This is a genomic window from Dactylosporangium siamense (assembly GCF_016862795.1).
GTDB classification, from domain to species: domain Bacteria; phylum Actinomycetota; class Actinomycetes; order Mycobacteriales; family Micromonosporaceae; genus Dactylosporangium; species Dactylosporangium siamense.
The window spans coordinates 102512-120814 of sequence record NZ_BONQ01000137.1 but is presented as its reverse complement, the minus strand read 5'-3'; the positions used below and the strand labels follow the sequence as shown (position 1 = coordinate 120814).

14 protein-coding genes are annotated in these 18303 nt (G+C 71.2%); 8 read left to right on the top strand and 6 right to left on the bottom strand.

The annotated features are described in order from the left end of the window. The first annotated feature begins 260 nt into the window (after positions 1 to 260). Positions 261 to 2447 (top strand): carbohydrate-binding protein, encoded by a 2187-nt coding sequence (locus tag Dsi01nite_RS43765; protein ID WP_203852345.1) that lies wholly within the window; start codon positions 261 to 263, stop codon positions 2445 to 2447. A gap of 681 nt (positions 2448 to 3128) precedes the next feature. Here Dsi01nite_RS43765 and Dsi01nite_RS43760 read toward each other — a convergent pair. Beyond that, a complete protein-coding gene (locus Dsi01nite_RS43760; protein WP_203852344.1) occupies positions 3129 to 3851 on the bottom strand; it encodes a FadR/GntR family transcriptional regulator in 723 nt (240 codons plus the stop codon). A 324-nt stretch (positions 3852 to 4175) separates the two neighbouring features. Here Dsi01nite_RS43760 and Dsi01nite_RS43755 point away from each other — a divergent pair, with 324 nt between their 5' ends. Further along, positions 4176 to 4748, top strand: a complete 573-nt coding sequence (locus Dsi01nite_RS43755) for a hypothetical protein (RefSeq protein ID WP_203852343.1) — start codon at positions 4176 to 4178, stop codon at positions 4746 to 4748. Positions 4749 to 5813: 1065 nt separating this feature from the next. Here Dsi01nite_RS43755 and ligA read toward each other — a convergent pair. Further along, positions 5814 to 7967 carry an NAD-dependent DNA ligase LigA gene (gene ligA / locus Dsi01nite_RS43750; RefSeq protein WP_203852342.1) on the bottom strand — a complete coding sequence of 718 codons (2154 nt, stop codon included), beginning with the start codon at positions 7965 to 7967 and terminating at the stop codon, positions 5814 to 5816. 355 nt (positions 7968 to 8322) lie between these two features. On the opposite strand from ligA, the gene Dsi01nite_RS43745 reads away from it, so the two are divergent. Further along, a complete protein-coding gene (locus tag Dsi01nite_RS43745) occupies positions 8323 to 8658 on the top strand; it encodes a VOC family protein (RefSeq protein WP_203852341.1) in 336 nt (111 codons plus the stop codon). Between the two features lie 136 nt (positions 8659 to 8794). Further along, entirely contained in the window at positions 8795 to 9796 is a 1002-nt protein-coding gene (locus Dsi01nite_RS43740; protein ID WP_203852340.1) for a LacI family DNA-binding transcriptional regulator, read from the top strand. Positions 9797 to 10688: 892 nt separating this feature from the next. Here Dsi01nite_RS43740 and Dsi01nite_RS43735 read toward each other — a convergent pair. The 4 genes from Dsi01nite_RS43735 to Dsi01nite_RS43720 form a co-directional block, all read right to left on the bottom strand. Next, positions 10689 to 11870 carry a hypothetical protein gene (locus Dsi01nite_RS43735; protein WP_203852339.1) on the bottom strand — a complete coding sequence of 394 codons (1182 nt, stop codon included), beginning with the start codon at positions 11868 to 11870 and terminating at the stop codon, positions 10689 to 10691. Beyond that, entirely contained in the window at positions 11867 to 12370 is a 504-nt protein-coding gene (locus Dsi01nite_RS43730; RefSeq protein WP_239136608.1) for a SigE family RNA polymerase sigma factor, read from the bottom strand. The genes Dsi01nite_RS43735 and Dsi01nite_RS43730 overlap by 4 nt, the downstream gene beginning before the upstream one ends. Before the next feature lie 476 nt (positions 12371 to 12846). Then, positions 12847 to 13092 (bottom strand): DUF397 domain-containing protein, encoded by a 246-nt coding sequence (locus tag Dsi01nite_RS43725; protein ID WP_203852337.1) that lies wholly within the window; start codon positions 13090 to 13092, stop codon positions 12847 to 12849. A gap of 40 nt (positions 13093 to 13132) precedes the next feature. Next, entirely contained in the window at positions 13133 to 13990 is an 858-nt protein-coding gene (locus tag Dsi01nite_RS43720; protein WP_275423460.1) for a helix-turn-helix domain-containing protein, read from the bottom strand. Between the two features lie 166 nt (positions 13991 to 14156). Here Dsi01nite_RS43720 and Dsi01nite_RS43715 point away from each other — a divergent pair, with 166 nt between their 5' ends. The 4 genes from Dsi01nite_RS43715 (at position 14157) to Dsi01nite_RS43700 (ending at position 18231) form a co-directional block, all read left to right on the top strand. Then, positions 14157 to 14795 carry a GOLPH3/VPS74 family protein gene (locus Dsi01nite_RS43715; RefSeq protein ID WP_203852352.1) on the top strand — a complete coding sequence of 213 codons (639 nt, stop codon included), beginning with the start codon at positions 14157 to 14159 and terminating at the stop codon, positions 14793 to 14795. 75 nt (positions 14796 to 14870) lie between these two features. Then, on the top strand, positions 14871 to 16400 hold the full coding sequence (locus Dsi01nite_RS43710) for an APC family permease (RefSeq protein ID WP_203852336.1): 1530 nt from the start codon (positions 14871 to 14873) through the stop codon (positions 16398 to 16400). 32 nt (positions 16401 to 16432) lie between these two features. Continuing rightward, the gene (locus tag Dsi01nite_RS43705) at positions 16433 to 17047 is read left to right on the top strand and encodes a GNAT family N-acetyltransferase (protein ID WP_203852335.1); all 615 of its coding nucleotides are present in this window, start codon (positions 16433 to 16435) and stop codon (positions 17045 to 17047) included. A 74-nt stretch (positions 17048 to 17121) separates the two neighbouring features. Continuing rightward, positions 17122 to 18231 (top strand): type III PLP-dependent enzyme, encoded by a 1110-nt coding sequence (locus tag Dsi01nite_RS43700; protein ID WP_203852334.1) that lies wholly within the window; start codon positions 17122 to 17124, stop codon positions 18229 to 18231. The last annotated feature ends 72 nt before the right edge of the window (positions 18232 to 18303 follow it).

Sequence of the window (18303 nt, the reverse complement as noted above, 5' to 3'; positions counted from 1 at the left end):
CCCCAGCGTCGTGCTCGGGCACTCGTTCGAGGTCCCGGTGACGCCGAACGTCAAGTTCCACAACATGGTCACCGTCTCCCTCGGTGGCACCGGGACGATCTCGCGGGTCATCAACAACACCGGCGGGACCGTCAACAGCGGCAACCAGGTCACCTACCTGGTCAGCGGCCCGTAACCGTTCCACCCGTTTTCCGGTGCGGCGTCGCTTGCGGCGGCGCCGCACCACCAAACCCTGCACGACCCCAACCTCGGGAGGCTCTGTGAGGCGATCCATCTCCGTGGCGACCGTTGCGCTGGTCACCGCCGGCACCCTGGCGGTGCCGAGCGCGGCCAACGCCGGGCATGGCGCGCTCGTCACCGGCACGTACTCGACCGGCGCCGCGCACTGGCAGCCACTGCCGGACGCCCGGGTCGGTGCCGGCGCCGGCACCAGGGCCGACGCGACCGTGGTCGTCGATCCGAGCCGCCGGCGGCAGTCGTACACCGGCATCGGCTTCTCGATCGACGAGACGACCGTGTCCAACCTGTGGAAGCTCACCCCGGCGCAACGGGAGGAGGCGGTGCGGCTCCTCGTCGACCCGCGCACCGGCGCCGGCCTCGACCGCTTCCGGCTCACCATCGGCAGCCCCGACCTCATCGAGCACCTGCCGTTCTGGTCCTACGACGACCTGCCGGCCGGCGTCACCGAAGACCTGGACCTGCGGCACTTCAGCATCCAGCGCGACATCGACCTGCACATCGTCGACACCGTCAAGCTGATCCAGAAGTACAACCCCCGCGCGACGTTCCTCGCCTCGGCCTGGAGCGCGCCCGCCTGGATGAAGACCAACAACCGCTTCCTCGGCGAGGTCGCCCTCAAGCCCGGCAGCACGACCGAGTACTACCAGGTCGGCAAGCTGCGCGACGACCGCATCGACGTCTTCGCCCGCTACTACGTGAAGTACGTGCAGGCGTACGCCCGCCTCGGCATCCGCGTCGACGCGCTGACGCTGCTCAACGAGCCCGGGATGGACGTCGTCTACCCGGCCATGGACATCAGCGTCGAGCAGCAGCAGAAGCTCTCCGTCGCGATCGACCGGGAGCTGCGCCGGGCCCGCCTCGACGTCGACCTCTACATCCACGACTTCAACTTCTACGACTGGCGCGACCCGAACAGCACCGCCACCAAGAACTACTACCGGGTGCTGAACGACCCCGCCGCCGCGCGCGCCGCCGACGCGATCGCCTTCCACCCGTACTGGGGCGACCCCACCGTCATGCGCGACGCCTACGAGCAGACCGGCAAGCCGGTGCACCTGACCGAGACCAGCGACCTGTCGCCGGCCACGGTCCTCGCCGACTTCCGTCTCGACGCGTCCTCCTACATCCTGTGGGCCCAGGCGACCGACCAGGACGGCGGCACCCTGCACTGGACCCCGGCCCGCGACAACAACGTCGACTGGGACGAGGTCGCCCGCACCACCAAGTGGCCGGACCGGCTCGTCAAGGTCGACACCACCGCCCGCACCTTCACCGTCCGCGACGAGCTCTACCAGCTCGGGCAGTTCTCGCGGTACCTCACCCCGGCGCACACGCGGGTCGCCTCCAGCGGCACCGCGGACGGCATCAGCAACGTCGTCTACCGCGACCAGCACGACGGTTACGTCGCGGTGATCGGCAACGCGCTCGACGTCGACCGCACCGTCCGGGTCGTGCTCGCCGGCCGGTCGTTCGTCGCGACCGTCCCCGCGCACGCCTACGCCACCTACCGCTGGACCGCCGACCTGCCGCACGGCCGCAACGACACCCCGGTCCTCGCACAGCCGGCGCCGGTCGTGGTCGACCAGCACAGCACCACGACGCTCCAGCTGCGCGCCACCGACCGCGACGCGCTCGCGTTCTACGCCACCGACCTGCCCGACGGCGTCACCGTCGACGCCGCCACCGGCGTGGTCACCCTGCGCCCGACCGTCCCCGGCACCATCGACATCCCCGTCACCGTCACCGACGGGCGCGCCAGCTCCTCGACGACGGTCCACGTCACCGTCCGGCCGCACGGTGCCCCGGTCGGCGCGAAGGTCGAGGCCGAGGCATACGTGGCCCAGCACGGCTGGACCGACGGCGGCCCCAACTTCATCGAGACCAACCCCGCCGCCAGCGGCGGCCGCAACGTCGGCTGGACCTCGGCCGGCAACTGGCTCGCCTACCGCCTCGACGTCGCCGCCGGCACGTACGACGTGGAGCTGCGCGTCGCCAACGGATCCGGCGCGCCGGCGCCCGGCGCGATCTCCCTGCGCGACGCGACCGGCGCCACCCTCGCCACCGCGTCGGTGCCCGACACCGGCGGCTGGGGCACCTACCAGTCGATCCACGTCCCGATCACCGTCACGGCCACCGGCGACCAGCAGCTGACGCTGTTCTGCGAGACCGGCGGCTTCAACGTCGACTACCTGCGCCTCACCGCGTAGCGGCCCCCCGCGCCGCACCGGATCCCGCTGCCCCCGGGGTCCGGTGGGGCGCCTTCATGACCGGCGCGGCGGCTGCCGTGCTGCGGAGGCGGTGATCCCTGCGGGATGCACCCGCCGCCGCGCCGACCATCAAACCCCCGTGCCATGAACCTAACAAGCTCCCGGCCGCACGATCCGCCCTGACGAGTTCCGGACAGGTGGCTTGCCACCGTGGCCCGGGAGCCTGTTGGCTCAAGGGTTTTATCTCAGTCGATGAAGACGCCGTTGACGAGGTCTGCCCGTCCGAGATCTGGACCTTCACCTGGAAGATGCCGCCGAACAGGGCCGAGGCGATGCGCCCGCTGCGGGGCCCCGGGTCTCGGTCCGTGCACCGTCCCAGATGTACGCCGTGCCCGTGCTCGTGACGGTGACCCCGGACGCGGGCTGCTCGGCGTCGTTGACGACGAGATAGCTGTCGGACCCGTAGGTGCCCTTCCAGTTGCCGTGGGTGGTCGGGGCCGAGCAGGACGCCGGTTGCGGTGCCGGCCCGCCGGTATCGTGGCGACCTGCACGCCCTCGCTGTTGCTGAGGGACGGCATGAACTGCCTACTAACCTACAGCTTGTCAGATAAGCTTCGGTGTCAGGTCAGGGGCGCGCATCGACCCGTCAATGTCCGGACGGGGTCGTGCGGTGACCGGGGTTCAGGAGGCCGGCTTGGCCTTGCGCTGCGGGGGATTGAGGTCGCGCGCGGTCTCCGCCAGGTGCTTGGCCATGGCGTCGGCGGCCTTGTCGGCGTCGCCCTCGGCGATCGCGGCCAGGATCCGCTCGTGCGCCCGCAGCGTGCGCTTCTGGTCCTCGCCGCGGCGCACCCGGCCGTCGTAGCTGGCCTGCCGGGCCCGCAGGAGGACCGCCTCGAGCGAGTCCAGGATGAACTGGAGCAGCTGCGCGCCGGCCATCTCGGCGATCGCGGCGTGGAAGGCGATGTCGAGCTCGATGAACCGGTCGCGGTTGTCGGCGGCGCCCGCCATCTCGGCCAGGATCTCGCGCCCCCGGTCGACCGACGCCGCCTTCGTCTTCACCCGGCTCGCGGCCCGGCGGACCAGTTCGCCCTCGATGACCCGCCGCGTGTCGACCAGGTCGTCGAAATCCAGCGAGTTCTGATTCAGCCGGAACTCGAGGATCTGGCCGAAGACCCGCGGCGAGGGGATCGAGACCCGGGCGGGCCTGCCCTGGCTGGACATGAGGATCTCGCGCGCGACGAGCGTGCGGATGGCCTCCCGCACGACCAGGCGGTTGACGCCGAACTCGCGTGCCAGCTCGCCCTCGGCGGGGATCTCGTCGCCCGGCCCGAGCCCCATGGTCTCGATCTTGCCGACGATGCCCCGGGCCAATTGGTCGCCGAGCGTCGTGCGGGTCACCGTCATCGCGGGTGTCTCCGGCTCGCGTTCGTCATCCGGCTTGTCTGCCTATCAGATGAGGTCGTTCAAGTTTATGAACCGGCCGGTTGAGGTGTCAACGATCCCGGCGGGCGCGGACGCGGTGGCGTCCGCGCCCGCTGTGGCCTGGTTCAGCCCCGCCGTCAGTTGACGAACGTGGCGCTGGTGACCGCGTTGGCCCCGGCCGTCCGGGTCGGCGTGATGGTGACCGGGGTGGCCTGCGAGGTGTCGCCCTGAATGGAGCCGCCCGGCCCCGTAGTCCCCTCCAGTTGCCCTGGGTTCTGTCGATGCTGCCGCCGGCGGCGGCCGGGTGTGGTGAAGGTGCCCGGATCGGAGGCGGTCGAGGTCTGGCCGATCGTGTCGACCGTGGTCGTCGGTCGACACGTTCCGGCTCAGTTGTGCGCCGGTGGCGGTGATTCCGCTCGCGGCGAGGTTGCCGAGCGTGCCCGGCGGGTTGTCGGGCGTTTCGGCCGCGCCGAGGAACAGGCCGCTGACGCAGGCCTGGCTCGGACGGTGAACGTGACCGTGCTGCGGATGTTCCAGATCAGGTACTTGCCGGTGCCGAAGGCGCTGCTGTCGGCGGTGGCGAGCGTGTTGCCGAGCGCGTCGGAGATGGTGACGATCTCCCGGCGCCCGTTGCCGCCGTCCCAGTCCAGCAGGTACAGGCCGACCTGCCGCGGGGTGTTTGTCGCTCGTGGCGAGCGTCAGCTGGAACGAGCCGCCGAACCGGGTCGCGGCGATGCGTCCGGTGCCGGCCCGTTGCAGTGCGCGGGCGTCGCACGGGAGCTCGACCCAGGTGTAGAGATCACCCGTGCTGGTCTCAGGCTGACGCCGGGTGGGAGCGACTGGCTGTGGTTGAACACGACGGAACCGTCGGCACCATAGCGGTTCTTCCAGTTGCCCGGGTGGTGGTGTCCGTCCGCGCGTTGGTGGCCGTGGGCGCGGTCCCGGCGAAGGCTGATCCGGGCCTCGGCAGTGCCGGGTCGCGCGCCGGACGCGCAGGGGTTGTTGCCGGATTCCCTACAAGCCGAAGGATTCCCGGGCGCCTGATGCCGGAAATCGTTCCGCTTGTTGCGCCTTCACCCGTTGGGACCGCTGCGCAGATCGAAGTCACGGACCGGCCGTCCGGACGGGCCGTGGACGACTTCGTTCCAACCGGGAGCGAGCATCACGTGTGGCGGCGCGGTCGAAGCGAGTCCTTCACGAATCACGGGTCCGCCATCACTGCGCAATCAGGGCTGCCCGAAGCGTGCAAGCCGGCACGGCCCGCATAACTACCGCAGCGGACGTGACCCCGTTGAAGCGTCGGGCGTGCCGGCGGTTGCCGTTGCAGCGACATGGCCACTCGCGACGGCGGGGCTGTTGAAGCGTCGTGCGCTGCTCGTGCCGGTGGGTGCTGTCCGAGCCGTGTGCGCTGCTGTGCCAGCAGCTGCTCGCCGCGGTCGTGTGGGCTTGCTGATGTCGGCGGGTCTGACCGACTTCGTGTTCACGGCGCCGCACGTCGTGCTGGACACCCCGTGGTGCGCTGCTCGTGCCGGTGGCGAGTGGCCGGGGTTGTGTGGGCTGCTCGTGCCAGCGGGTGCTGGTCGTGGCGGCGCGGCGAACCGGCAACGCGCCCAGGACGGGCAATGTGCGGCACCGCCGCGCCGGCATTTGCAGGCGCGCTGGCACCGCCGCGCCGGTGCCCGCAGGTGCGGCGCTGGGCTACCGGCGACCGGCGGTCCCCGGCAACGGTTCGCCACGCCGACGAGAACCCGGGCGCCCGCGCGAGAACCCGGGCGTCCGCGCGAGAACTCGGGTGCCCGCGAGAACTCGGGCGCCCGCCAGAACGCGAGTGCCGGCGGGGCCCCGGCGCCGAGGGCCGGCGCCCGGGTGCTCTCGCTGGCGATCTCCGTGCGTGACCGCTGAAACCACGCGGCAGCAAGAGGCCCGCCGGCGGTCACCTGGCCGTCAGGCGAGGATGTCGGTGATGGTGGCCTCGTCCCCGGACAGGTACGCCTGCAACAACGCGGCGAACCGCTCCGCCGGCAGGATGCGGATGCCGAGCTGCTCGGCCTTCTCGGCCTTCGAGCCGGCGCCGTCGCCGACGACGACCAGGTCGGTGCGCTTCGAGACGGAGCCGGAGGACTTGCCGCCGAGGCGTTCGACGGCCTCGTTGCCCTCGTCGCGGGTGAGGCCGGGCACCGAGCCGGTGACCACGACCGTCATCGGGCTGCCGTCGGGGCGGCGCAGCGGCAGGGCCGTCGGGGCGGTGCCGTCGGTGTCCGCGTCCGCGTCCGGGTCGGTGCCGGACGTGGTGGCGGACGGTGGGGTGAGGTCGGGCTCGGACATGTTGACGCCGCGGGCGACCAGCTTGGCGATGACCGGGGCCAGGTCGACCAGCTCGGCGGCGATGGTCACGGCGCGCTCCGGGCCGACACCCTCGACCTGCTGCAGGTCCTCGACGGACGCGGCCTGCAGCGCCTGCATCGTGCCGAAGTGGCGGGCCAGCCGCCGGGACATGGACCTGCCCGTCATGCGCACGCCGAGGCCGGTCAGCACGCGGGCGAGTGGTTGCTCCTTGGACGCCTGGATGCCGGCGACGAGCTTGGTGGCGGACAGCTCGCCCATCCGGTCCAGGCTCGCGACGGTGGGCACGTCGAGGTCATACAGGTCGGCCGGGTCGGTGACGTGACCGGCGGCGACCACCAGGTCGATGACCTTCCCGCCGAGGCCTTCGATGTCCATCGAGTGGCGGGCGGCGTAGTACGCGAGGGACTCGTGCGCACCGCAGGCCCGGCCGCGGGTGCACCGCCAGCGCTTCTGGCTGCGGTCGATCTCGCCGTCGCAGCGGGGGCAGCGGGCCGGCGGCTCGAACGGCACCGAGTCCGCCGGGCGCTCGTCGAGCTTGGCGCCGGTCACCTCGGGGATGACGTCGCCGGCGCGGCGGACGAACACCACGTCGCCGGGGCGGACGTTGCGCCGGACCAGGTCGTCGAAGTTGTGCAGGGTCGCGGAGGTGACGGTGACCCCGCTGATCTGGACCGCCTCGAGCACCGCCACAGGGGTGATCACACCGGTCCGGCCGATCTGCACCTCGATCTGCAGCAGCCGGGTGGTGCGGGTGTCGGCCGGGAACTTGTACGCCACGCCCCACCGCGGCGCCCGGCTCGACGAGCCCGCGGCGTCCCGGTCGGCGGGCAGGTCCGCCTTGATGACCGCGCCGTCGATGCCGAACCCGAGCGCGCCACGGCTCACGCTGAGCGTGTGCACCGCGGCGAGGACCTCCTCGATGGTGCCGCACACCGGCGTCCCGGCGACGGACCCGCCGGTCGTGGCGATCCCGAGCCGCTCCAGCTCGGTCATCGCGTCCGAGTTGGCGACCGTGGCGAAGGCCTCGCTGTGGACCGAATAGGCGAAGAACGACAGCGGCGCGTCATACGTGCGGTCCTGCGCGCGCAGCGTGCCGGCGGCGGCGCTGCGCGGGTGCGCGAACGCGGGCTCGCCCGTGCCGGTGCGCATCACGTTGGCCTGTTCGAAGTCGGCGTCGGTCATGAAGACCTCGCCGCGCACCTCGAGGGTCACCGGCTCGGCGAGCCGCTCGGGCAGCCCCGACGCGCGCCGGGCCTGCCCGGTCACGTCCTCGCCGGCGCGCCCGTCGCCGCGGGTCGCGACCTGCACGAGGCGGCCGTCGACATAGCGGGCGGCGATCGCCAGCCCGTCGATCTTCGGCTCCACCGTGAACCCGCCGGCGGGACGGCCCAGGATCCTGTCCAGCCGGGCCGCCCACTTGCGCAGCGTGTCCTCGTCGAACACGTTGTCCAGGCTGAGCATCGGCGTGCTGTGCACGACGTCGCCGACCACCCCGCCGCCGGCACCGACGACCTCGGTGGGGGACTCGTCGGCCTTCCACGCCGGCTGCGCCGCCTCCGTCGCCGCGACCCGCGCCAGCAACGCGTCATACACGGCGTCGTCCATGTCCAGATCGGACCCGCCGTAGTACGCGGTGGCGGCCTGCCGGATCGCGCCGATCGCGGCCCGATACTCCTCGACCGCCGCGAACGGCTCAGCCTTCGCAGCGTCGACGACCAGACCCGCACCCGGTTCCTGCACAACAGCCTCCATGACCTCAACGACTATGAGCAGCCTAGTCAGCGGGTACGACAATTTTCGGCCGTACCTTTAAGCTTGATCGATGTCGGTTTTCGATGATCCGGGGCATTTCGGCAAGTTGTCGGCCGCCACGTACGACAAGCGGTCACGGTCGGCGACATGGCGGACGTAGGAGTCAAAGGCCCCTACAGCCTCGTGTACCTCGTCTTCAACACTCTGTTTCAACCTCGACAAGGCGGACCGGCAGCGCGTTCGTCCCGGGGACTCCGCCACGATCCGGCTGCACCAGTACGACCGCGCCGCCCGACGCTGCATCCGCCAGACGATCACGTCAGCGTCTACCGGCGGCCGGAGTAGGGTGCCGCCCATGGCTGCCTACATCAAGTCGGTGACGTTCGACAGCGTCGACGCGCTGGTGCTGGCCCGGTTCTGGGCCGCGGCGCTCGGCACCGACGTCGACGAGGAGTCCACATCGGACAAGGCGTTCGTCGAGGCCGCCGGGTGGGGCGGGCCGAACATCTGGTTCGCCCGGGTGCCGGAGGGCAAGACCGCGAAGAACCGCGTGCACTTCGACCTACGGGCACCCGGCGCGGTGGCCGACGAGGTCGCCAGGCTGGAGGCGCTCGGCGCCACGGTCCTGCAGCCGGGCGATGAGCTGACGGTCATGGCCGACCCCGAGGGCAACGAGTTCTGCGTCGAGTAGCGGCTCCCGGGTCATCCGAACGGCCATTCCGGCCCCCAGAGCGCGGCGTACCGCCCGGCACGGCATATCGTGGCAGCGCTAACATCAACATGGGGGGAGGGCGATGCGTCCAACGAGCCAGGGCCGGGCAGCGGTCATGAACGACGTCGCGCGACTCGCCGGCGTGTCCCACCAGACCGTCTCGCGGGTGCTGAACCAGCACCCGAGCGTCAGCCCCGCCACGCGTGAGCGCGTCCTGGAGGCGGTCCGGCAGCTCAACTACCGCCCGAACGCGATGGCCCGCGGCCTCGCCGGCCGCCGGTCCCGGGTGATCGGCGTCGTCAGTTTCGACACGATCCTCTACGGGCCGGCTTCGACCCTCCTGGGCATCGAGCGCGCCGCCCGCGCCGCCGGCTACGGCGTCAGCATCGTCACCCTCGAGCAGCTCGACCACAGCGGCATGGTCAACGCCCTCGAGGCCCTCGCCGACCAGTCCGTCGCCGGGGTCGTCGTCATCGCCCCGCAGACCGCCGCCGCCGCGGCGCTGCACAGCCTCCCGCTCGGGGTCGCCGCGGTCGCCGTCGAGTCCAATGTCGGCGGCGAGATCCCCGCGATCTCCGTCGACCAGGTCACCGGCGCCCGCCTCGCCGTCCAGCACCTGCTGGGCCTCGGCCACCGCAAGGTCTGGCACCTGTCCGGCCCGCGCGACTGGCTGGAGACCCACGGCCGCATCGAAGGCTGGCGCGGCACCCTCGAGGACGCCGGCCTGCCCGCCCCACCGCTCATGACCGGCGACTGGTCCGCCCGCTCCGGCTACCAGGCGGGCCTCGAGCTCGCCCGCCGCGACGACGTCACCGCCGTCTTCGCCGGCAACGACCAGATGGCACTGGGCATGATGCGCGCCTTCCACGAGCACGGCATCCGCGTCCCCGACGACGTCAGCATCGTCGGCTTCGACGACATCCCGGAGGCCGAGTTCCTGTCGCCGCCGCTGACCACGATCCGCCAGGACTTCGACGAGGTCGGCCGCCGCTGCATCGCCGCCCTGCTCCGCGCCATCGAGGCCGACCTCCCGGAAGGCCCCGACCGCCCCGAGCCCGACCCGCACGTCGCGCCCACCCTGGTCCTGCGCCGCAGCACCGCCGCCCCGAAAAGCTGAACAGCAAGAGCACGAGCATGGCTCCGGTCCGTCGTGGGCGCGGCCGTCGCTCCCGTCAGCCACCGGTCGGCCGTGAACGGCCTCCCTGCCAGGTCCGCGGACAGTTCCGCAGCCACGACCTGCGGTCGTGACAAGCCCGCGCCCGCGATAAGCCGGCGGAGGGGTGCGACGCCGACAGGCGGGTGGCGAGCACCCGCGCCCGTGAGTAGCCGGCGCCCGTGAGTAGCCCGCGCCCGCGACAAGCCGGCGGAGGGGTGCGACGCCGACAGGCGGGTGGCGAGCACCCGCGCCCGTGAGAAGCCCGCGCCTGTGAGAAGCCTGCGCCCGCGACAAGCCGGCGGAGGGGTGCGACGCCGACAGGCGGGTGGCGAGCACCCGCGCCTGTGAGAAGCCCGCGCCCGTCAGTAGCCCGCGCCCGTGAGAAGCCTGCGCCCGTGAGTAGCCCGCGCCCGTGAGAAGCCCGCGGCCGCGACCGGTCGCCTCGCGACTTGCGGCCGCGGCGCAACCAACCCCCCGTAGTGGGCGAGACCGAAGTCCGCGCGCCGTCCGCCTCGCCCGCCGCAAGCACGCCCGTCCACCTTCCTTTGCCGGACCCGTTTCGCCACCGGCACCCACGCGGCACTGATCGAAGTCGCGTGCGGGCAGCGGGCAGCGGGCAACGAGGCTGACCCGGACCTCGGCGGTGCCGAACTGGGCGTCGACCCCGCGGCGTCGTTGCCGGAGTTCCGCAGTCCGAAGGATCCCCGCCCACCCGGTGATCCTTCGGACCTGTGGGAAACCGCCACTACCTGGTTGATGACTGGCCTCCCGCGACCACCGATCAACCAGGTAGTCGCAAGATCGCTGATCCGGTCAGAGACTGCGCGCAAGGCCGGGAGCAACGGGCGTCGGGTCAGCGGCGGCAGTCCCAGCGGAACGGTTCGATCGAGCCGCCCGTGTTCTTCGTCGCGGCGCCGCCGATGACCCGGCCGTCGGCGCTGATCGAGGTCACCTGCACATGGTCGTACCCAGGCGGCGCAGGCAAGGGCGTCAACCGGGTGCCGTCCCAGAACACCGCGTCGGTGAACCGGTTGATCACCAGCGTGCCGTCGGCGGCGACGCGCCCGGAGCCGTTGAAGACGTCTTCGGCCTCGAGGATCTCGACCGTGCCGGAGGACAGTTGCCAGCGGGCCGGCTTCGGGTCGCCGGTGCCGGCCCGCCGCCCCGTCGTCGGGTCGAAGTTCTTGACGGACAGGTAGTTGACCATGCCGGTGACCCAGTCGCCGGCGATCTGGATCGGGTGGCCGCCCGGCATCCCCGGCGGGGTCGGCAGCGCCGACCCGGTGCCGTCGGCGTTCCACAGGTACGGGGTGGCACCCTGGTCCAGGTCGCCCAGGACCCGGCCGTCGTCGGTGATTCCCCGGGCCGAGGAGGACTGGCCGGACGGGGTCGGCAGCAGCACCGGCGCGTCAAGGGCGGTGTGCCGCCACAGCACCGCGCGGAACTTCTTGCCCGGCATCGCCGCCTCGCCGACGACGTCACCGGCCGCGTTGATGCCGTACGCCCACACCCGGGCCGCTCCGGACGGCCTGGGCAGCATGGCGAGGGCACCGTCGGTGGTGGTCCGGTAGGCGTCGTTGTCCACCGCGCCGACCGCGGTCCCGGAAGCGTTCAACGCCCACGTCTGCAGCCGCCCGCCGGTGGTGTACCGCCGCACGACGACGCCGTCGCGGTACACGATCAGCAGCCCGGGATCGGGTGCGCGGGAGAACGCGACGTACCTGCCGCTCGGGTCCGTGAACGCGGCGCCGATGTCACCGTCGACGTCCACCCTCGCGACCGTGCACCCCGACGGATGCGCACTGACCGACGGCGACGGCGACGGCGAGGGCCGGGCCGGGCCGTCGTTCGGTGGGCGGACCGCGAAGGCGACGCCGGCCAGGGTGACGAGGACGACCGCCGCGGCACACCCCGCGGCGACGGCACCGCGCCGCCGGCGCACCCGGACCCGCCCGGCGGCGATGACGTCGTCGACCCGGACCCGGCTGTCCGGGACGGCCTCGCCGGCCAGGACGGAGAAGGGATTCTCGGTCATGCCTCGCTCCTTGCGAACTCGTCGAACAGCCGGCGCAGGTTTCCCAGCCCGCTGAACGTCTGCCGCTTCACGGTCCCCTCCGAGCGGTGCAGCAGCCGCGCCACCTCGGCGACCGGCAGGTCGCACAGGAACCGCAGCACCAGCACCGTGCGCTGTCCCTCCGGCAGGCGACGCAGCGCGGCCCGCAGCACCATCCGCTGCTCGACGAGCGGGTCATCGGCGGCGACCGGCACGTCCGGGGTGGTCTCGCGCAGCTGCACCTTCGCCCACCAGCGCCGCCGGTCGCTGAGGCAGGAGCGCACGAGCATCGTGTGCACGTAGGCGTCGAGGTTCTCCACGTCGTGCATCCGGCTCCAGCGCTGGTACAGCACCGTCAGCGTGTTCTGCACCGCGTCGTCGGCCCGGTCCCGGTCGCCGAGCACCTGGTACGCCACCCGGTGCAGCCGCGGTATCCGCGCCTGCGCGTACTGGCTGAAGTCATGTTCCCGATCCGGGCGCACGTGGTGGGTCCCTTCGCTGGACGTTCCACCAAGGTGATGCCACCCGGCCGATCCGGGGTTGACCGACGCGACAAGAAATTTCGGCGAGCATGGTGGCGCGGATGCGGTCCACCGTCCCGGGCGACGCGTCCACCGCGCTGACCGCGATCCCGTTGACGGTGAACACGATCGGCGGTGCGTCCGGCCGGGCCCGGCCGGACCGCGGCACAGGCGATCACAACGTTCCGCCGCCACCGCGCACGGCATGCGCGTCGGACCCGGCCGGCGTGGTCACCGAAAGGATCACCCGGCGATTCGAACACCTCCTGGAGATCAATCGGTGGCGCCGCCGTTACAGATACTGCAAAAGCCGACGGTGGCGCCGCCGGGCGGCCGGGAATAGCATCGACCAGTATCTTCGCGGAGGGCTGATGCATTCCTGCACCAGCCCACCCGCGGATCAATGATGTTCGGGATTGAGGAAGCCGGGAAAAGCGTCAGTTGGTCATATCAAAAGCGCCGTGCTTGGCGTCGGACACAAACGACTCCCAAGCCGCCGGGCTGAACCGCAATACCGGTCCGTCCGGATTCTTGCTGTCGCGGACGCCGACAGCGGAGTCAGCAACTGCGACTTCCACGCAGTTGTTGCCGCCGTTGCCGTTGCTGCGACTGCTTTTGTGCCAGCTGGCATCGGTGAATTGAGCAGACAAAACGTGCACCTCCTTCCGTTTGCGCTGAAACATGCGACTGAACGGTGGAACGCTGAGACGGCGCGCGGACAGCTCAGTCGAGCAGGCGTTCGATCAACGATATCGATGACGACTCGCTGAGGGCTCTGCTCCTCAGCCGTTCGAACTCGTCGCGGTAGCGCTTGACCTCCGCAGGCTGCTCCTCGTAGTAGTCCCCGGCAAGCCCCTCAAGGTATATGACATCCAAGTGGGCGACGTCGGGAAACTCGAGCAGCGCGACCGAACCACCCATGAAGGGGTGCTCGCCGGCGCCGTACGGCACGATCCGCATCGACACGTTGGGCAGCGCCGCGACGTCGATGAGCTTGCGCCGCTGCTCCTGCATCACTGACGGACCGCCGACGACACGGTGGATCACCGACTCGTCGATGAGGGCCACCAGCTGCAGCGGGGACGGCGCGGTCAGGCGCGCCTGGCGCATCCTGCGCAGCGCCACCCGCCGTTCGATCGTCTCCTTGCGGTCGTGCCGGCGCCCGGTGCCGATCAACGCCCGCATGTACGCCTCGGACTGCAGCAGCCCCGGCAGCACGATCGGCTCCCAGACGCGGGTGATCGAGGCGTCGGCCTCCATGCCGACGAAGTTCCCCGGCCGCATGACGTCGCGGTAGTCCGTCCACCAGGTGCGCTGTTTGCCCTGCCGGGCGAGCGCCAGCAGCGCCTCGCGGTAGTCCACGTCCCGCACCCCGTACAGGGTCAGCAGGTCGTTGACGTCCCGCGCGGTCACCGGCACGCGGGCGTTCTCAATTCTGGTGACCTTGGCCGAATGCCACTCGAAGTGCCGGGACACGGATTCCTGCGTGAATCCGGCCTCCTCGCGACTTTTCTTCAGTTCCGCTGCCAGTCGACGGCGGCGAAGCGTTGGTCCCTCGTCCTTGGCGGCGTCAATGTCCACAGCAATGATCCTATGCAATTTGCGGGATGCGCATACCCCGAGTCTAGTACTCGTTGCACTACGCGCCGTGTTGGGTACATGATGCTCGGGGACATCGAAGCCAGCACATGCGCCTGCTGGCCCGTTCACTGATGTGCTCGAGGTGCCTCGAGAAAGCGTGGTCACGATGCTTGCCAACAGCTATTACCTGATTGCCCACGACGATCGAACCGGCCGTTCCCGGCTGCACCCACGAGCGTCAGGCCTCGGCCTGGCCTCGTCCCTCCTCGGTGAATTGATGTTGTACGGGCGGCTGCGTGCCATGACCGGCGACCTCTACGTCGTCAGCCAGGAGCCGCCTGGCGACTCGCTCGCGCACCGGGTGCTGGACCTGCTGATCGCGCAGCCACAGCACCGCGAGATCCGCACCTGGCTGGCCTACCTCGCCGCCGACGCGACCGACCAGGTCGGCGAGCGGCTGCTGCGGGCCGGCGTGGTCGAGCCGGTGACCCGGCGCAAGCTGCTCAGCGCGCAGACGCTGTACCTGCCGTTGAGCGCCGAGCAGCGCAACGCCGCCGCGTGGGAGTCGATCCGGCTGTCCGAGGCGCTCGCGCACCGCCGGTCGATGGGCCTGGCCGACCGGGCGCTCATCGCGCTCGTGGTCGCCACCGGGCTGACCCGGCACGTGTTCGCGGGCGTCCAGGAGCAGCGCGAGTGCATGCGCCAACTACCGGCGATCATGGCGTCGCTGCCGGACGACGTCGTCCAGCTCGTCCAGTACACCGAGGCCGCGGTGGGCTCAGCGCTCGCCGTGGGTCGTCGGTGACATTCGGTGGGCCGCCACCACTATCACCGCGGCGCGTTGCGCACCAGCACGACTGACCGCGTGAGGAGACCGAACATGGCGCGGAGCACCGCGAGCGGGCCGGACATCGTGACCCGGGGCCTGGCCAGCAACCGCCTCGGCGTGCCGTCCGTGGTGTTCTTCGGGGTCGCGGGCGCGGCGCCGCTGACGGTGATCCTCGGTGCCATCTCGACGATCTACGCCGTGGTCGGCAACACGGCGGTGCCGCTGGTGTACTTCGTGGCGGCGCTGATCCTGTCGATCTTCACCGTCGGGTTCGTGGCGATGAGCCGGCACATCGTCAACTCCGGCGCCTTCTACTCCTACATCAGTCATGGGCTGGGCCGGGTCGCCGGCGTGGCAGCGGCGTTCGTCGCACTGCCGGCCTACGCGGCGATGCAGATCGGCCTGTTCGGCCTGCTCGGGAAGGTCGCCTCCGGCGTCCTCGAGGCGAGTGGGATCAAGGCCAGCTGGTTCGTCTGCGCGCTCGTCGGCTGGTTCCTGATCGCCGTGCTCGGCGTGCTGTGGGTCGACCTCAGCGGCAAGGTCCTCGCCGTGCTGCTCACCGCCGAGATCACCATCGTGCTCATCTACGACGCGATCATGATCGCGCACCCGGCCGGCGGCCGGGTCAGCACCGAGACCCTCGCCCCGGCCCAGCTGCTGACGCCGGAGGTCGCGGCGATGCTGGTGCTCGCGATCGCCGGCTTCGTCGGGTTCGAGGCGACCGTCGTGCTGTCCGAGGAGGCGAAGGACCCGAAGCGCACCATCGCCCGGGCCACGCACTGGGCGGTCCTGCTGCCGGGGCTGCTCTGTGGCGTCTCGGCATGGGCGATGTCGGTGAACACCGGCGCCGGCAACATCGTGCAGGCGGCCAAGGACCAGGAGACCGACCTGGTCTTCGCGCTGGTCACGCCGTACGTGCCCGAGGCGTTCATCAACGTCGGCTACGTGCTGTTCCTGACCAGTGTGTTCGCCGCGGCCCTGGCGTTCCACGCGGCGGTCGCCCGCTACCAGTTCGCCCTGGGCCGGGAGCGGGTGCTGCCGAGGCTGTGGGGTGTCGCGCACCCGCGCACCGGGGCCCCGATGCTGGGCTCGATCACCCAGAGCCTGCTCGCCCTGGTGGTCCTCTTCGTCTACTGGGCGACCCAGACCGATCCGTTGATCCACCTCTTCGCCTGGGGTACGACCGTCGGCGGGCTCGGCGTCCTGATGCTCATGTGGGGCGCGTCCGCCGCCGTCATCGCGTTCTTCATCCGGCACCGCCGGCGGGAGAACGTGTGGCGCGCGCAGATCGCCCCGCTGCTGGCGTTCCTGCTCCTCAGCGCGGTGCTCGCCGCGACCGTCATCGGGCTCGGCGACCTGCTACAGGTCGAGTCGGACTCGATCTTCAACTGGGTGTTCTCGGCGGCCTATGCCGTCTTCGCCGTGGTGGGCGTCCTCTGGGCGGTCATCATGCGCGCCGCGCGGCCCGAGTCCTACGCCGGCATCGGCCGGGGCGCCGAGCAGCAGGTCCTGCCGGAGAGCCCGAGCTTCCCGGTGTCGCACTCGCTGCCGCGCACGTCCGACGTCGCCCACCACTCCTAACCTTCCACTGTGGACACCGAAAGAGGATGGTCATGACGCATGCCATTCAGGATGTCGTCGTCCGTGACATCGAACCGGTCGACACCGACGAGATCACCGAGGTCCTCACCGCCGCGATGTGCGACGGTCCGGTCGCCCGCTGGATGGCGCCCGACCCCGATGTCCGCCGCGAGTACAGCCCCGAGTACTTCACCATCTTCACCGAGCACGCGGTGCGCTTCGGCGAGGTGTACGCCACGCTCGACCCGATCGACGGGCGGCTGTCCGGTGTCGCGCTGTGGTTCCCGCTGACCCGCGCCATCCCGCCGCCGATCGACTACGACCGGCGGCTCAAGGAGGCCTCCGGGCCGGCGTTCGACCGGGCCTGCCAGCTCGACGCGCTGCTCGACGAGGAACATCCGATCGTGCCGCACCACTACCTGGCGTTCCTCGCGGTGCGTCCGGAGCGGCAGAACCTCGGCATCGGCAGCGCCATGCTCGCCCGCCACCACAGCCGTCTCGACCGGGCCGGCCTCCCGGCGTACCTGGAGGCCAACGATTCCCGCAACCGCGAGCTGTACCTGCGGCACGGGTACCAGAGCCGCCCGCCGATCCTGCTGCCGCAGGGCCCGCCCGTATGGCCGATGTGGCGCCCGCCGTGGACGTGAGCGTCAGGCGGTAGTGCGAAAGTTACGATGCGCAATATCCTGACCACGCAGGACGAAGTGGACGGGAGGACCGGGTGGACCACCGCCGCCGAACACCGGAGCTGCTCATCGACCTCGATCGGGTGGCCGCGCAGTACCACGAGCTCACCGCGGGCCTGCCGGGCTGCACCGTGCACTACGCCATGAAGTGCAACCCGCACCCGGAGGTCCTCGCCGAGCTGCACGGCCTCGGCTGCCGCTTCGAGGTCGCCTCCGCCCCCGAGCTCGACCTGCTCGCCGCCTCCGGCGTCGACCCGGCGGACACGCTGTTCAGCAACCCCGTCAAGCCGGTCGGCCACATCGCCCGCGCGCACGCGAAAGGCTTGTGGCGCTTCGCGTTCGACTCCGAGGACGAGCTGGACAAGCTGGCCGCCGCGGCCCCCGGCGCGGCCGTCTACGTGCGGCTCGCCGCCCACCAGATCCGCAGCGGCGTGCCCAGCGAGGGCAAGTTCGGCGTCGACGTCGCGACCGCCACCGCCCTGCTGCTCGGCGCGCGGGACCGGGGGCTGCGCCCGTTCGGCGTCGCCTTCCACGTCGGCTCCCAGATGCTGCTCCCGCAGGCCTGGCGGGCCCCGCTGCGGGCCGTCGCGCAGGTGATGGACAAGCTCGCCGCGGAGCAGGTGTTTCTCCAGATGGTGAACGTCGGCGGTGGCTTCCCCGCCCGCTACGCAAGCACGGTGCCGCCCTTGTCGGATTACGCGGCGGCGATCACCACCGGCCTGGCCGGGCTGCCCTACGAGGTCCCGGTCGTGATCGAACCGGGCCGGGCGGTGGTCGCCGCGGCCGGCACCCTGCGCGCCACCGTCATCGGCACCGCGCTGCGCCACGGCCGGCGCTGGATCCACCTCGACGTCGGCGCCTTCAACGGACTGATGGAGAGCCTGGAGACCGGCAACCAGCTCCGCTTCCCGGTCACCGACTCCCGGGCGGCCCTGACCCGGGAACGCTGCCACCTCACCGGCCCGACCTGCGACAGCCAGGACACCATCATGTTCGACGTGGAGCTTTCCGCCGGCCTGCGCACCGGCGACGAGGTGTACATCGCCAGCACCGGCTCCTACACCAGCGTCTACGCCTCCTCGTTCAACGGCTTCGACCCCCCGGTCGTCCGCTGCGTGCGGGCTGTGCTTCCTTCGGCCGGCTGACGCCGGAGGCGGCCGGGGGGTTCCCACCCCGGCCCCCCATGCTCGCTTCGCTCGCACGACCTACGCCCTGAC